The following is a 14,673-nucleotide window of genomic DNA, read 5'->3' as shown; positions in this document are numbered from 1 at the left end:
CCTTCGACACGTGTCGCGCCACGAGGCTTCCCCACCTGTGGTATCGACACGCACGTGCTCTTCCGAGGGTAGCGGGACAGGTGGGACTCGTGCGACGCCTGTCACCAGGATGGGCCCTCACCTGGGCCTTCGCGTAGCCCGGACGGCCCAGCAGAGTCCGGTTTGCCGGATTCAGCCGACTGCCCCGCTACGGCATAGGCGACCCTGAACGGCCCAGCGGTCTCCGCCGGCACCTTCCCGCACCCCACGGCCCGAAGCGCCCCAATGTGGCATTGGGTGCATGCGACGCACCGAACGCCACATTGGGTGCGTCAGATGCACCCAATGTGGCATTGGGGCCGGTCCGGGGTGGAGGCGGGAGCTCAGTTTTCGTGGGCGCGGCCCAGCTCCTCGGAGCGGTCGCGGGCGGCCTCGATCGCGTCGAGCAGCGCCGCGCGCACGCCGTGCTTCTCCAGTTCGCGGATCGCGTTGATGGTCGTCCCGGCCGGGGACGTGACCGCCTCGCGCAGCAGCACCGGGTGGTCCTGGCCCTCGGCGAGCATCTTCGCCGCGCCGACCGCCGACTGGATGATCAGCTGCCCGGCCAGCGCACGCGGCAGCCCGAGCAGGATGCCCGCGTCGATCATGGCCTCGACCAGGTAGAAGAAGTACGCCGGACCGGATCCGGACAGCGCGGTGACCGCGTCCTGCTGCCGCTCCGGCACCTCGACGACCTGGCCGACGTGCGACAGCAGCTCCTTGACCGTCGCGAGGTGCTCGACCGTCGCGTGCTTGCCGGGTGAGATCGCGCTCATCGCCTCGCCGACCAGCATCGGGGTGTTCGGCATCACGCGCACGACCGGGACGCCCTCGGCGAGCCGGCGTTCGTACAACGCGGTCGGCAGCCCCGCGCACAGCGAGACGACCAGCGAGCCCGTCCCGAGCAGCGGGGCCAGCTCGTCCAGCACCGGCTCGATGTCCTGCGGCTTCACCGCGACCACGAGGATGTCCGCCCGCCGCGCCGCGTCCGCGACGGTCGCCGCTTTCATGCCCGGGTAGCGCGTCTCCAGCTCGCGCGCCCGCTCCTCGTACCGTTCGGTGAAGAGCAGGTCGCCCGGCTCGTGGCCGCCGTTGAGCAGGCCCGACAGCAGGGCTTCGCCGATCTTTCCCGCACCCAGCACCGCGATCACACTCATGCGCTTCAGCGTGCCAAACGCTGCTCAGCCGCCCGGTGCCGGGGCGAGCGCCAGCTGCCGCACCTGCGCGACGAGGCGGCCTTGGGCGTCCACGACGGTCGCGTCCGAGTCGAACCACGGCTCGTGCACCGAGCGCGATTCGACCAGGATCCGCAGCCAGCCGGGGGCCGGACGGGTGCGCACCAGCGAGGTCAGCTGGACGGTCGGGGCCCAGCCGTGCCTGCCGAGGTTCGCCACCACCGGCGGGTTGAGGTCGCCGGCCAGCAGCGAGAAGTACACGTCCGGCTGGCCGGTGCGCGGCCGCGCCCACATCCGCAGCCGGGGCGGGTCGCCGGTGCGGCCGGACAGGAACCCCGCGGTCGCCGGGTCCAGGCGGACGTCGCAGGCGGCGGACAGGTGGAACGGGCCTTCCGGGGTGTCCTTGCCGAGCTGCGGCGCGCTCGACGGCGGTTCGGCGGGCATCTGCGGCAGATCCGTCCATTCGGAACGGCGCATCGGCAGCCGCCCGACCGTGACCCTCGCCTCGACGCAAGCCCGCCCGCGCTGTTCGAGCGACACCGCGACCACCGACACCCGGCGGCCGACTTTGCGCACGTCGGCGCGCAGCAAAACCGGCCCGAGCGCGGGCGCGTGCAGGAATTCGGTGCTCACCGCGAGCGGGTCGACCGTCGCGTCCCCGCGCTCGTGCAACGCGGCGGCGGCGGTTTTCGCCAGCAACGCCACCAGAAACCCGCCGTGCGGATGGACCCCGATCGCCCATTCCGCGCGCAACGTCGCGGTGAACGTGCCGTCCCCGAGCGACCGGACCGAGGTGGCCGCGTCGAAGGCGGTCGCGGTGTCGTCGGCCGCGCTCACGGACAACCGGCCACGGCGATACGGCGCGTGGAACCGGGTCCGGCGAAATCTGGAGACGGCGATGGCAACGAGGTCACGCCCGCACTTTACGGTGCCCAGCCGCCTTCGCGAGCCGAGCCGGGCAGGGACCGCCCGGACAGCCGAGCAAGATCACCCGCGCATCATTGCCCGAGATGCAACCGGGCGAAGAGCAGGGCTTCCGCGAGCGCCCGGGCCCGCGACGCCGCACCCGTCGCATGCCGCGTGTTGACCTCCAGCACCACCTGACCGGAAAAGCCGTCACTGACCAGCTTCTCCAGCAATTCCGCACACGGCTGCCCGCCATGCCCCGGAATCAGGTGTTCGTCCTTCGGGATCCCCGTCCCGTCCGCCAGGTGGACGTGGCTCAATCCCGCCCCCATCCGGTCGGCCAGCGCCAGTGCGTCCATCCGTGCCGCGGCCGAATGCGACAGATCCAGCGTGTAATGCCGGAATCCGACGTCCGTCGGGTCGATCGACGGCCGGAAAGCCGAAACGCGGGCGTCCCGCGAGCCGCCCAGCGGGCGGACCTTGAACATGTTCTCCACCGCGACGTGGACCCCGCTGGCGTCCTCCAGCTCGTCCACCAGATCGCCGAACGCGTCGCCGTACCGGCGCTGCCAGCGGAACGGCGGATGCACCACCACCGTGCGCGCGCCGAGTTCCAGCGCGGCGTCCACGGAGCGGCGCAGGCGCACCTCCGGGTCCGGCGACCAGATCCGCTGCGTGATCAGCAGCGACGGCGAATGGATCGACAGCACCGGCATCCCGGTGCGCTGCGACCAGCGCCGGATCGCCGAGACGTCCTGGCTGATCGGGTCGGCCCAGACCATGACCTCGACGCCGTCGTAGCCGAGATCCGCGGCCAGCTCGAACGCCGCGCCCGCGCGCAGCGGCCACACCGAGGCAGTGCTCAAACCCACGGGGACGGGCGCGCTCTCACTCACGCGCCCATCCTGCCCCAGCGTCCTCGGCGGCCCGCTACTTGGCCACCAGCAACAGCGCCGCGGGCGACACCGTCACCACCAGACCGACCAGAATCGCCAGCAGAGTCGTCTGCAGGTCCTCGGCGCGGCGGATCTTCCGCACGATCCAGACCAGCGCGACGATCACCAGCAACGCACCCACGAGCGCGGCCGGCGCGAGGTTGACCCACAGCCAGTTGAAGCCCAGCCACACGGCGGCCCCGCCGACGACGCCCAGCGCCAGCTGCCCGGCCAGGGTCAGCCACTGCTTGCCCGCGGACACCGCGGGTTCCGGCTCGGCCTCCGGCGCGTCCTCGGCGACGGCTTCCTCGGGGTAGTCGTCGTACTCGTCGCCTTCGGCGTAGCCCTCGGCGTGCTCGTAGCCTTCGGCGTGCTCGTACCCGTAGCCGTCGTCGCCCTCGAAGTCCGGCTGGCTCTCCGGGTAACCGGACGGCTCGGCGAACTCGCGCTCGTACTCGGCGAGGTCGTCCTCGACCGGGTCCTTGCCGCCCGGCGCGAACGGCATCGGGGCCGGGTAGCCCGCGGTCGGCGGGCCCGCGTCGTAATCCGCGGCGGCGGGCGGGTACTCGTCCTCGTAACCGTCGTCGACGTAGTCGTCTTCGACGTAATCCTCAGCCTGCTCCGGCTTCGCCCCGGCGGGCGGGACGGCCGGCATCATGCCGACCTCGGTGTCCTCCAGCTGTTCCGCCTGCCGGCGCTGGCGCCAGCCGGCGAGACCCGCGGGCGGCGCGTCCTCGGCGACGCCCTCGGCGGGCGGGCCGTCGATCGCGTCGAACTGCTCGGTGTGCGGCTCCTGCTTCGGCGCCGGGCGGCGGGCCGGGGCGCGCCGCGGCCGGTTCGGAGGGGCTGCCGGAGCACCGGGCGCGGGGAACGCGCCGCTCGCCATCGGCGTCGCGGGCGGTTCCGGGGCGTCGCCGTCGAGACCGTCGAGCCGGAAGAAACAAAAACGCCCTCCGGCGGCGCGGACGGCGGAGGCGGGGCCGGACGACGGCGGACCGGCGGCACCGCGCCGCGGGTCTCCTCGTCGGCGGCCTGCGGACGCGGCGGACGGCCGCGCGGCGGCACCGGCATCTGCCCGGATTCCTGCGGCGGAGCGGGCGGACGCACGTAACCGGACTCCTGCGGCGCGGCGGGACGCAGGTAGCCGGTGCCCTGCGGACCGGCCGCGGGCGGCGCGGGGCGGGCGAACTGGCCCGACTCCTGCGGCGGCGCGGGCGGGCGCACGTAGGCCGAATCCTGCTGGCCGTTGGCCGGCCGCGGGTACTGCCCGGACTCCTGCGGCGGAGCCGGGGGACGCACGTACGCCGAATCCTGCTGGCCGTTCACCGGGTACTGGCCGGACTCCTGCGGAGCCGGGTACTGCCCGGAAGGCTGGCCGTTCCGCGGCGGCGGCGCGGCTTCCTGCGGCGCCGGGTACTGGCCCGAAGGCTGCTGCCCGGGACGCGGGTACTGGCCCGAGTCCTGCGGGGCGGGCTGCGGGGCCGCGCCCGGACGGCGGCGGCCGCCCGGGGGACGCGACGGAGGCGGCGGGGTGCCGCCCTCGGACGCCACCCGGTCGATGATCGCCTGCGGTCCGGTGTCGGTGAGGCCCGAGCGCCGCGGGGCGGCCTCGTCCTCGTCATCGGCCGCCCTGCGCCTGCGTCGCCGTCCGCCATCGACCTGCTGCCCGTGCTGGGCGAGCAGTTCGGCCACGGTCTTCTGGGGCTGGTCGCCGCCGGTCTGGTCCGTCATACCGTGCTGTCCAAAGCGCGCTCGGGGTTGGTTGTGGTCACTCGGGCACACCTGCCTCCGGAGCCGCGCGCGATCGACACCGTGCAGTGCATGTCCGTCACCTCTTCACCGTGCCTGGTCTTCGTCGGGCAAGTCCAGTCCGCTGCTGTCACCGGTCCTCCCCGCTCGCCGAAACGCCGGCGACCGCGGTCCCAGTTTCGTCCGCGCCGTTGGCGTGGTCCAACCGCCGCAGGATGACACCCTCTCGCAGCGCCCAGGGGCAAATCTCCAACTCCGTGAGGGAGAGCGCCCGCATCGCGGCCTGCGCCACCAGCGCGCCCGCCACGAGCTGGTGCGACCGGCTCGCGCTGACGCCTTCCAGCTGGGCCAGATCCGCGGCGGTCATCCGCGAAATGAAGGCGATGAGCTGGCGAAGGGCGGTGTCGGTGAGCGTACGGCGCACGCGGGGGCCCGCCGCCGAGGGGGCCGCCCCGGTCAGCCGGGCGAGCGAGCGGAACGTCTTGGAGGTCGCCACGACCCGGTCCGGAAGGCCCTGCGCGGCGACCTTCTTCGCGAGCCCGGCGAGCTGGTCCTCGAGCCAGGCCGACGTCGCGACGACCTCGGAACGGGTCGGCGGGTCGTTGCGGAAGCGGGTGCGGGTGGTGCGCCCGGCGCCGAGCGGGAGCGATTCGGCGAGTTCGGGTTCCTCGTCGCGGCCCATCGCGACCTCGAACGATCCGCCGCCGATGTCCAGCACCAGCAGTTTCCCGGCCGACCAGCCGTACCACCGGCGGACCGCGAGGAAGGTGAGCCGCGCCTCGTCCTCACCGGACAGGACGCGCAGGTCGACGCCGGTCTCGGCGCCCACCCTGGCCAGCACCTTCGCCGAGTTCTTCGCCTCGCGCACCGCGGAGGTCGCGAACGCCAGCACGTCCTCGCAGCCGAGCCGCGCGGCCGCGGCCTTGGCCGATTCGACCGCCCGGACCAGGCCGTCCTCGCCGGGACGGCTCAGTTCGCCGGACCCGGTGAGCTGTTCGGCCAGCCGCAGCATCGTTTTCTCGGAGTGCATCGGGGTCGGGTGGGCGCCACGGTGGGCGTCGACCACGAGCAAGTGGACGGTATTGGAACCGACGTCGAGTACCCCTAGGCGCACGAGGATTCAGCGTACCGGTCCCAGTGCCAGGTCTCGAAACTGTAACCAACTCCACTCGGATCCACATCAACTCAGCGTGCGCGGACCGGCACGGTGTGCACGGAAACCCGGACAAAAGCCGTGAAGGACTCCTTGGGGGAATCAGATTCCCTCAAGGAGTCCTTCACGGACGGTTCGAAAGGGCGGCTCAGGTCTCGAACTTGTAGCCGAGCCCGCGCACGGTCACCAGGTGCCGCGGCGAACCCGGGTCCGGCTCGATCTTCGAGCGGAGCCGCTTCACGTGGACGTCGAGGGTCTTGGTGTCGCCGACGTAGTCCGCGCCCCACACCCGGTCGATCAGCTGGCCGCGGGTGAGCACCCGGCCGACGTTGCGCAGCAGGTATTCCAGCAGGTCGAACTCCTTGAGCGGCAACGAAACCTCGCCGCCGTCCACGGTCACGACGTGCCGTTCGACGTCCATCCGCACCGGTCCGGCCGACAGCACCAGCGGCGCGAGTTCGCCGTCGCTGCCCGGCTCGCCGCCGCGGCGCAGCACCGCGCGCACCCGCGCGATCAGCTCGCGCGCCGAGTACGGCTTGGTCACGTAGTCGTCGGCGCCGAGTTCCAGCCCGACGACCTTGTCGATCTCGCTGTCGCGCGCGGTCACCATGATCACCGGCACCGCGGAACGCTGCCGCAGCTGCTTGCAGACGTCGGTGCCGCTCATCCCGGGCAGCATCAGGTCGAGCAGCACGATGTCGGCGCCGTTGCGGTCGAACTCTTCGAGCGCCTGCTGGCCGGTCACCGCGACCGCCGCGGTGAAGCCCTCCTTGCGCAGCAAGAAGGCGAGCGGGTCGGCGAAGGACTCTTCGTCCTCGACTATGAGAACCCTCGTCACAGGTTTCCTCCATGGTCTGGGCTGGAGACTTCCTGCCCGGTTGCCACGAGCCGGGGTGTCCGCTCGGGGGTCTTGTCCGGCCGCGCGGGCGCGGCCTTGCGTGCGGTGTCGGCGGGTTCGGTGCGCACGTGCGCGGGGATGCGCAGGGTGAAGGTCGACCCGGTGCCGGGACGGCTCCACAGGCCGACCGAACCGCCGTGGTTGGCCGCGACGTGTTTCACGATCGCCAGTCCGAGGCCGGTGCCGCCGGTGGCGCGCGAACGCGCCTTGTCCGCGCGGTAGAAGCGCTCGAACACGCGCTGCTGCTCGTCCTCGGCGATGCCGATGCCGCGGTCGGTCACCGCGATCTCGACCATGCCGTCGGCGAGCCGGCGCGAGATCGACACCGGGCTGCCCGCCGACGAGTACGCGACGGCGTTCTCCAGCAGGTTCGACAACGCGGTGACCAGCAGCGTCCGGTCGCCCTCGATGAGCAGGCCGCTCGGCGTGTCGGTGGTGATGGTGATGTCGGCGGATTCCGCGGACAGCGTGGTGCGCCCGAGCGCCTCGCGCACGACGGCGTCGACCTCGACCACGTTGAGGTCCGGCAGCCGCTCGGCGCCCTGGAGGCGCGACAGCGCGATCAGCTCGGTGACGAGCTGGCCGAGCCGGGTGGATTCGCGCAGGATCTTGCCGCCGAAGCGGCGGACCTCCTCGACGTCCTCGGCGGCGTCCAGCACGGCCTCGGTGAGCAGCGCGATCGCGCCGACCGGGGTCTTCAGCTCGTGGCTGACGTTCGCGACGAAGTCCCGGCGGACCGCCTCCAGCCGGATCGCCTCGGAATGGTCGACGGCCTCGACGACGGTGAACCCGTCGCCGAGCGGCCGGACCTCGCCGAGCACCGCCTCGGGCTGGCGGCGGCCGCGGTTCTCCAGCGGCGAGAGGTCGACCTCCATCGGCTCGTCGGTCTCGACCACCTGTTCGGCCGCCTTGCGCGCCCGCGGATCGGCCTGGTTCACCCGGACCAGGCCGAGTTCGTACGCCCGCGGATTGTGCAGCACCAGGTCGCCGAACCGGTTGAGCACGATGACGCCGTTGTTCGAGGAGCGGATCAGCCGTTCGAGCAGCTCCGCGACGGTCGGGCCGGTGGGCCGCGCCGCCTCTCGCCGGGCGCGGACCCTGGCCGCGAGGAACCCGGCGACCGCGCCGACGACAAGAGCGCCGATGGCCGTCAGCAGGACAACAGGCGTGGTCACGGGGGAATCGTAAGCATCCCGGTAGCCTTCCGGCCTAGTCCTGGAAGCCCTGTCGTGAGGCGAGTGACACCTGAGGGGTACATATTCGCCTCGGGGTCAGGCCCTGTTCACCCGATCGAGATGTTCCCGCCAAGTCGACCCGCTTAGCGCTCAGTGCGCGTCGAGGGTCTCGAGGTCCTCGTCGGACAGCTTCAGCGCGGCCGCGGCGACGTTCTGTTCCAGGTGTGCGGGGTCACCTGTGCCGGGGATCGCCAGCACGTGCGGGCCCTGCGCGAGCGTCCACGCCAGCCGCACCTGAGCGTCGGTCACGCCGTGCCGGCGCGCAACCTCGGCGACCCGTTCGTCGGACTGTCCACTCGCGCCGCTCGCGACCGCGAAGAACGGCACGAACGCCACGCCCTGCTCGCCGCACAGCCGCAACAGCTCGTCGTCCTCGCGGCGGGCGGACAGGCCGTACTGGTTCTGCACGCACACCACCGGCGCGATCGCCTGCGCCTCGGCGAGGTGTTCGGCGCTGACGTTGGAAATGCCCAGCTCGCCGATCAGTCCCTCGGCGCGCAGTTCGGCCAGCACGCCGAAATGCTCGGCGAGCGAGCCGGTGCCGCGCTCGAGGCCGGTGCCGATCCGCAGGTTGACGACGTCGATCCGGTCACGGCCGAGTTCGCGCAGGTTCTGCTCGACCTGGCCGCGCAGTTCGTCGGGACGGGCGAACGGCCGGAACTGGCCGGATTCGTCGCGCGACGGGCCGACCTTGGTGGTGAGCACGAGGTCGTCGCCGTACGGCGCGAGCGCGGTCTTGATCAACGCGTTGGCCGACCAGCCGGCTCCGAAGTAGAACGCCGCGGTGTCGATGTGGTTCACGCCCAGCTCCACGGCCCGGCGCAGCACCGAAATCGCGCGGTCGGCGTCGGCAGGCACGTTCGGGTCGAGCGAACCGCCGAGCCGCATCGAACCGAAGCCGAGCCGGTTGACGGTGCGGGAGCCGAGCTGCCAGGTGCCCGCGGCAGCGGCGGGAAGTGTCGTTCCGGTCATGTCTCCACTGTGCGGCGCGGCGGGTTCCGGCGGCGGAATTGGCAGCAAGCTGCCAACGCGGGAACACTGGACGCCGTGCCCCGAGCCGAGGAAGTCGCGTCCATCCGCGACGAACGAGAACTGGTCGAGCGCGCCGGACACCTGCTCGCCGGCGCCGACGAGTTCGCCTGCGCCGCGAACGACCTGCACACCTGGTCCGCGATGCAGAAATTCGCCCGGGAGCTGCCCGCGCGGCCGAAGCTGCGGGTCCGCAAGGTCTACCTGTCGCGCGTGCTGCTCGATCCGGCCGGCGCCGAGCACCTGCAGACGCTGCGCCAGCTCGGCGCGGAAGTCCGGATCAGCGACCACGAGATCAACGAGACGATCCTGCTCGACGGCCGCGTCGCCATCCTCGCCGCCGGGCCTGGCTACCACGTCGTGACCGCCCCGGATCTGGTGCGCGGAATCTCGTCGCTGTTCGAGGCCGCGTGGCGTTCGTCGACCGCGATGGAGGCGTACGAGACGCGGTTCGCCGAACTGCGCCAGTACACGCCACAGCTGCTCGACCTGCTGTCTTCCGGTTCCACCGACGAAAAGGCGGCCCGGGCGATGGGCGTCGGGCTGCGGACGTACCGTCGGCGGGTGGCCGAATTGATGGATGTACTGGGTGCGACGTCGCGGTTCCAAGCGGGTGCTCTCGCGCGGGAGGCGGGTCTGCTGTGAGGCGCGCTGTTCTCGCCGCGGCCTTGCTCACCGCCGGATGCGCCGCGTCCCAGCAACCCGCGCCGCCCGCGCCTTCTCCTGCTCCCGCACCGGCGAATGTGGCCTATGTGGACCCGCAGGCGACCAGCGACGCGATGTCCGGCATCAAGAAAGCCGTGGAGGCCGCGTTCAGCTACGACTCCACGAAACCGGACGAGGTCGCGAAAACCGAGCAGGAGTACCTGACCGGCGGGGCCCGCGCGCAGTTCGACAAGACGTTCGCCGAGGTCCGCGCCGAACCGGTGACCACGCAGACGCAGGTGATGGAAACCGGATTGGCCGAACTGACCCCGGACCACGCGCGGATGCTGGTCGCGGCCACCCAGCACAGCAAGCGTCCGGACGGGGCCAAGAACCAGGCCGGCGCGCTCATGCTGGTCACCGCGGTCCGGACGAGCGGGCACTGGCAGCTGGAGGACTTGAACTTCGACCCGCGCGGCCCGATCGCCTCGGCCGCCGCGCCGGCGAAAGGCCTTGCCGCGAACCGGGATTCCGCGGTCGAGGCGGCTCGCCGGGACGGCGGGGTGCTGATGACCGTCGACCCGCAGAACATCGACGGGAACTACGCGGCCTGGGAAAACGTGGCCGCGGAACCGCTGTTGACCGAATTCCGGAAGAGCCGCCAGGAAACCGTGGACCGCATCAAGCAGACCGGGACGAAGGCGACCTACGGCGCGGATTCGACGGCCGCGCTGACGCAGATAAGCCCGGACGGCACGCACGCGTCGGCGTTGCTGGCCGCGCAGCTGACGACCACCGGCGGCCAGCACCCCGGGGCCAACCGGCTGCCGGTGCACCTCGACCTCGTGCGCCAGGGCAGCGAGTGGAAGGTGTCCGGGATGAAGGCGATCACCGCTTCCGGCTCGTGAGCGGCGATGCCGGTGAGAACCGGTGCCGCCGCTCACCACGAAGCCACGCGACGCCGCACTGCCGCCAGACCGCCCACTCCGCTCGTGAGCGGCGATGCCGGTTCTAACCGGCGCCGCCACTCACGAGCGGGTCAGCAGCGGAGGGGTCAGCGGCCCTGGTTCGCGACCGCGGCGGCGGCTTCCTTCGCCGCCTCCGGGTCCAGGTACTCGCCGCCCGCCTTGACCGGCTTGAGGTCCGCGGTCAGGTCGTAGCGCAGCGGGATGCCGGTCGGGATGTTCAGCGCGGCGATGTCGTCGTCGGAGATCCCGTCGAGGTGCTTCACCAGCGCGCGCAGCGAGTTGCCGTGCGCGGCGACCAGCACGGTGCGGCCTGCCCGCAGGTCGGGGACGATCGCCGACTCCCAGTACGGCAGCAGGCGGGCCACAACGTCCTTCAGGCATTCCGTCAGCGGGGCCTGGTCGCCGAGGTCGGCGTACCGCGCGTCGCCGGACTGGCTGAACTCGTCCTTCGGGTCGATGGCCGGCGGCGGCGTGTCGTACGAGCGGCGCCAGAGCATGAACTGCTCCTCGCCGAACTCGTCCAGCGTCTGCTTCTTGTTCTTGCCCTGCAGCGCGCCGTAGTGCCGCTCGTTGAGCCGCCAGTCGCGCTTGACCGGGATCCAGTGCCGGTCGGCGGCGTCGAGGGCGATGTTCGCCGTGCTGATCGCCCGGCGCAGCAGCGACGTGTGCACCACGTCCGGCAGCAGCCCCGCCTCGGCGAGGAGCTGCCCGCCTTGCCGGGCTTCGCGCTCGCCGGTCTCCGAAAGGGGCACGTCCACCCAGCCGGTGAACAGGTTTTCCGCGTTCCACGTGCTCTGTCCGTGCCGCAGCAGCACCAGGGTCCCAAGTTCGGCCATGGCCACCAGCCTGCCAGAGCGCGCCAGCGCGGCCGGTAGTGCGTCCACCCCTCTACCCAGAGTGCGTTACCCGGGAGTAACACTTTCCCCCGACGCGCAGGAGGGTTGCCGACGAGCAGGCCAAAGAGTGCAAGGCGCTGCACACTGTTATCCCCGTCCGCAAATTTCACTCGAACGGAGTAACCAGTAGTCTTGTGATTACTGGTCGACATCTGACAGGTTGGGCATGTCCCGCTCAGCCGGATTCCACGCACTCCCGGCTGATCACGGGCAGTGACCGCGGCTCGTCTCCCCCCTGCCGAGCCGCGGCCCGCCGGCCCCGTTGGCATCCCCCTCGTCACCGGGTCCAGCAAGGCGGGACCTGCAGCGGGACGGCTCGAGATCGCGACTCCCCCTCCCTCGAGCCGTTCCGCCAGCCCCTCACTCCGCGGGCCTGGCCTTCCGCCGCCGCAGCCACCAGAACACCGCGCCGGCCGGGATCCCGAACGCGACCGCGAACGGCAGCAGCACCCCCAGCACGCGCACGAGCCCGGTGCAGAAGACGACGAACGCGTCCCATCCCCCGGACAGCCCGGCGAGGAAACCGCCGGACTCCGCCGGGGCGGCGGCCTCCTGCCGCGTCACCGAGAGCGACACGGTCGCCATCGCGACCCGTCCGGCCAGCGAAGCCTGCTGCCGCTCCAGCGACTCCAGCGTGGCCTGGCGGCTGGTCAGCTCGCTTTCGACGGACGCGATCTCGGACACCGACTGCGCCTTCGCCAGCAGCGCGCGCATCCGCTCGACGCTCGCCCGCTGGGTCGCCAGCCGCGCGTCCACGTCGACCACCTGCGCGGTCACGTCCTGTGCGCTGATTTCCCGCCGTTTCACCTGGCCGAGCCCGCTGAGCTGGTCGAGCACGCCGTCGAGTTTCTCCGCGGGCACCGACAAGGTCAGCGACGCGGAATCGTCCGTCGCGCTCTCTTGTCCGGGGTAACCGCCCGCACCGGTCGCGATCGACTTCGCGCGGGACACGACGTCGTCCGTCTTCGGGGTGGTCAGTTCCAGCCGCGCGCTGCGCGCCAGCTTGCGATCAGTCGCGCCGGGTTCGGGCACGGTCGCCTGCGCGTTCCCCTGCTTTGGCGCCGCCCCCTGCTCCTGCCGCTGCGCGGGCGCGACAGCCGACCTCGCCGAATCCGCGCTGTTGCCGCTGCATCCGGCCAGCAGCACCAGCGCGGCGCCCGCGAGCACGCATCTCCATCGAGTCCGCATTCCCGTCTCCCTCCAGTCGTTGGCGGTGAGACGAAGCGACTGGGCGGAGCCGTTGCACGGAATCGGTTACGACTCGGTCAACCCCGGTTCGTGCCCGCCGGCGGGTTCGGCGAGGTGTTTGAACGCCTGGAGATTCGCCAGCGATTCGCCGCGCGAGACGCGCCAGTCCCATTCGCGCTTGATGGACGTGGCGAACCCGATTTCCAGCAGGATGTTGAAATCGCCGTCCGCGGCCTCGAGCACCTGGCCGAGGATCTTGTCCAGTTCGGACTCGGTCACCGTCTCCTTGCCGAAGCGGCCGACGAGGTAGATGTCGCCCAGACTGTCCACTGTGTAGTGCACGCCGTAGAGCCGGGCGTTGCGCTGCAACAGGAACCGGTACACGTCCTCGTGCCGCTCGTCCGGACGGCGGCAGACGAACGCCTCCACCGAGAACGCGTGGTCGCCGTCCACGAGCCAGCAGTTGGTCTGCAGCTTCTTGGTTCCCGGCAACGTCACGAAATAACGGCCTTCGCCGCGACGGTCGTACTTGAGCCCACTTGAGTCCAAAGTGGACTTGATAGTCGCGTCAAGGCTCACACTGCCACCTCCGCCCGCAGTTCCAGCGCCTGCCGGAACGCTCTGGTCGCTTGAGCATAGATGTCGAGCAAGGAATCCGTGGTGCGCCGCCAGGAAAACCGCTGCGCGTGCCGCACCGCGTTGGACGCCAGTTCCGCGCGCCGGTCCGGCCGCAGCGCGACCGCGGCGAGCGCGTCGGCCCATTCCGCCGCACCGTGCGAGGGAACCAGCAGCCCGGAAACCCCGTGCGGCACCGCGACCGGCAGCCCGCCGACCTCCGCCGCCACCACCGGCGTGCCGCAGGCCTGCGCTTCGAGCGCGACCAGGCCGAAGGATTCGTTGTAGCTCGGCACCGCGACGACGTCGGCCGCGCGAAACACCGTGCGCAGCTTCAGCCCGTTCTGCGGCGGCAGGAACCGCACCTGCTCGGCGATGCCCAGCGACACCGCCAATTCCCGCAAGGCCTGCGGCTGCTCCAACCCGGTGCCGGACGGTCCGCCGACCACCAAAACCACCAGCCGCGAAGCCAATTCCGGCCGCCGGCGCAGCATTTCCGCCGCCGCGTGCAACAGCACGTCCGGTGCCTTGAGCGGCTGGATCCGTCCAGCGAAGGCAAGCACGACCGCGTCCGGGGACAGGTTCAGCTCGCGCCGCGCTTCCAGCTGCGAACCGGGCGTGAACCGTTCGAGGTCGACACCCGGCGGCACGGCGTGCACCGCGTGCGTCGAAGCCCCGTAAAGGTCGACCAGCTGCCGAGCCTCGACCTGTGTGTTCGCGACGAGACAGTCGGCCTCGGCGACCACCTGTTCCTCGCCCATCACGCGCGTCCGCGGCTCGGGCTTGTCGCCCTCGGCGAGCAGCGCGTTCTTGACCTTGGCCAGCGTGTGCGCGGTGTGCACGAGCGGCACGCCCCACCGGTCGCGGGCGAGCCAGCCGACCTGGCCGGACAGCCAGTAGTGCGAGTGGATCAGGTCGTAGTAGCCCGGCTCGTGGAACGCCTCCGCGCGCAGCACGCCCGAGGTGAACGCGCACAGCTGCGCGGGCAGCTCGTCGCGCGCCAGCGGCTCGAACGGCCCGGCCGGCACGTGCCGCACCGTGACGCCGGGGGCCAGCTCGGCCAGCGGCGGCTGCTCCGACGAGGTCGCCCGCGTGAAGACCTCGACCTCGATGCCGCGCCGCGCCATCTCCTGCGCGGTCTGGCTGACGTACACGTTCATCCCCCCGGCGTCGCCGGTGCCCGGCTGCTCGAGCGGGGAGGTGTGCACGGACAAGACCGCGATCCGGCGCGGCTCAGCGATGAATCCCTTGAGGGTCACCTGG

The 14,673-nt window shown here is 71.6% G+C and carries 15 protein-coding genes; 2 read left to right on the top strand and 13 right to left on the bottom strand.

Translation table 11 applies throughout. The annotated features are described in order from the left end of the window. Window positions 1–362: 362 nt before the first annotated feature. The 9 genes from proC to SSMG_RS01015 all read right to left on the bottom strand — a co-directional run bounded on the left by proC (window position 363) and on the right by SSMG_RS01015 (window position 9,041). Entirely contained in the window at window positions 363–1,175 is an 813-nt protein-coding gene (gene proC, locus SSMG_RS01050; protein ID WP_037712173.1) for a pyrroline-5-carboxylate reductase, read from the bottom strand. 24 nt (window positions 1,176–1,199) lie between these two features. Then, a complete protein-coding gene (locus SSMG_RS01045; protein ID WP_037716391.1) occupies window positions 1,200–2,030 on the bottom strand; it encodes a thioesterase family protein in 831 nt (276 codons plus the stop codon). 161 nt (window positions 2,031–2,191) lie between these two features. Continuing rightward, window positions 2,192–2,995, bottom strand: coding sequence for a sugar phosphate isomerase/epimerase (locus SSMG_RS01040; RefSeq protein ID WP_037712171.1), 804 nt, complete (start codon window positions 2,993–2,995; stop codon window positions 2,192–2,194). A gap of 34 nt (window positions 2,996–3,029) precedes the next feature. Beyond that, window positions 3,030–3,689, bottom strand: a complete 660-nt coding sequence (locus tag SSMG_RS45910; RefSeq protein WP_199785746.1) for a hypothetical protein — start codon at window positions 3,687–3,689, stop codon at window positions 3,030–3,032. Further along, entirely contained in the window at window positions 3,689–4,765 is a 1,077-nt protein-coding gene (locus tag SSMG_RS45905; RefSeq protein ID WP_199785745.1) for a hypothetical protein, read from the bottom strand. Before SSMG_RS45905 ends, SSMG_RS45910 begins: the two co-directional genes overlap by 1 nt. 148 nt (window positions 4,766–4,913) lie before the next feature. Continuing rightward, window positions 4,914–5,897: a Ppx/GppA phosphatase family protein gene (locus tag SSMG_RS01030; RefSeq protein ID WP_009071943.1), complete on the bottom strand. Its 984-nt coding sequence runs from the start codon at window positions 5,895–5,897 to the stop codon at window positions 4,914–4,916. Between the two features lie 187 nt (window positions 5,898–6,084). Beyond that, window positions 6,085–6,774: a response regulator transcription factor gene (locus SSMG_RS01025; RefSeq protein WP_009071942.1), complete on the bottom strand. Its 690-nt coding sequence runs from the start codon at window positions 6,772–6,774 to the stop codon at window positions 6,085–6,087. Then, entirely contained in the window at window positions 6,771–8,009 is a 1,239-nt protein-coding gene (locus SSMG_RS01020) for a cell wall metabolism sensor histidine kinase WalK (protein ID WP_009071940.1), read from the bottom strand. Before SSMG_RS01020 ends, SSMG_RS01025 begins: the two co-directional genes overlap by 4 nt. A 150-nt stretch (window positions 8,010–8,159) precedes the next feature. Beyond that, the gene (locus SSMG_RS01015) at window positions 8,160–9,041 is read right to left on the bottom strand and encodes an oxidoreductase (protein ID WP_037712169.1); all 882 of its coding nucleotides are present in this window, start codon (window positions 9,039–9,041) and stop codon (window positions 8,160–8,162) included. Between the two features lie 75 nt (window positions 9,042–9,116). On the opposite strand from SSMG_RS01015, the gene SSMG_RS44565 reads away from it, so the two are divergent. Continuing rightward, window positions 9,117–9,743, top strand: coding sequence for a response regulator transcription factor (locus SSMG_RS44565; protein ID WP_037716389.1), 627 nt, complete (start codon window positions 9,117–9,119; stop codon window positions 9,741–9,743). Continuing rightward, window positions 9,740–10,651: a hypothetical protein gene (locus tag SSMG_RS01005; RefSeq protein ID WP_199785744.1), complete on the top strand. Its 912-nt coding sequence runs from the start codon at window positions 9,740–9,742 to the stop codon at window positions 10,649–10,651. The genes SSMG_RS44565 and SSMG_RS01005 overlap by 4 nt, the downstream gene beginning before the upstream one ends. A gap of 146 nt (window positions 10,652–10,797) precedes the next feature. Here SSMG_RS01005 and SSMG_RS01000 read toward each other — a convergent pair whose 3' ends face one another. The 4 genes from SSMG_RS01000 to mshA all read right to left on the bottom strand — a co-directional run bounded on the left by SSMG_RS01000 (window position 10,798) and on the right by mshA (window position 14,669). Beyond that, a complete protein-coding gene (locus SSMG_RS01000) occupies window positions 10,798–11,547 on the bottom strand; it encodes a phosphoglyceromutase (protein WP_009071935.1) in 750 nt (249 codons plus the stop codon). A gap of 420 nt (window positions 11,548–11,967) precedes the next feature. Beyond that, a complete protein-coding gene (locus tag SSMG_RS00995; RefSeq protein ID WP_009071933.1) occupies window positions 11,968–12,795 on the bottom strand; it encodes a DUF4349 domain-containing protein in 828 nt (275 codons plus the stop codon). Window positions 12,796–12,861: 66 nt separating this feature from the next. Continuing rightward, window positions 12,862–13,374: a YbjN domain-containing protein gene (locus SSMG_RS00990; protein WP_009071931.1), complete on the bottom strand. Its 513-nt coding sequence runs from the start codon at window positions 13,372–13,374 to the stop codon at window positions 12,862–12,864. Further along, window positions 13,371–14,669 (bottom strand): D-inositol-3-phosphate glycosyltransferase, encoded by a 1,299-nt coding sequence (mshA, locus tag SSMG_RS00985; RefSeq protein WP_050788102.1) that lies wholly within the window; start codon window positions 14,667–14,669, stop codon window positions 13,371–13,373. Before mshA ends, SSMG_RS00990 begins: the two co-directional genes overlap by 4 nt. Window positions 14,670–14,673: the final 4 nt, after the last annotated feature.

This window comes from Streptomyces sp. AA4, assembly GCF_000158875.1.
Taxonomy (GTDB): Bacteria; Actinomycetota; Actinomycetes; order Mycobacteriales; family Pseudonocardiaceae; genus Amycolatopsis.
Note: the sequence above shows the minus strand (reverse complement) of the source record. Positions and strands in the feature narration are given on the sequence as shown.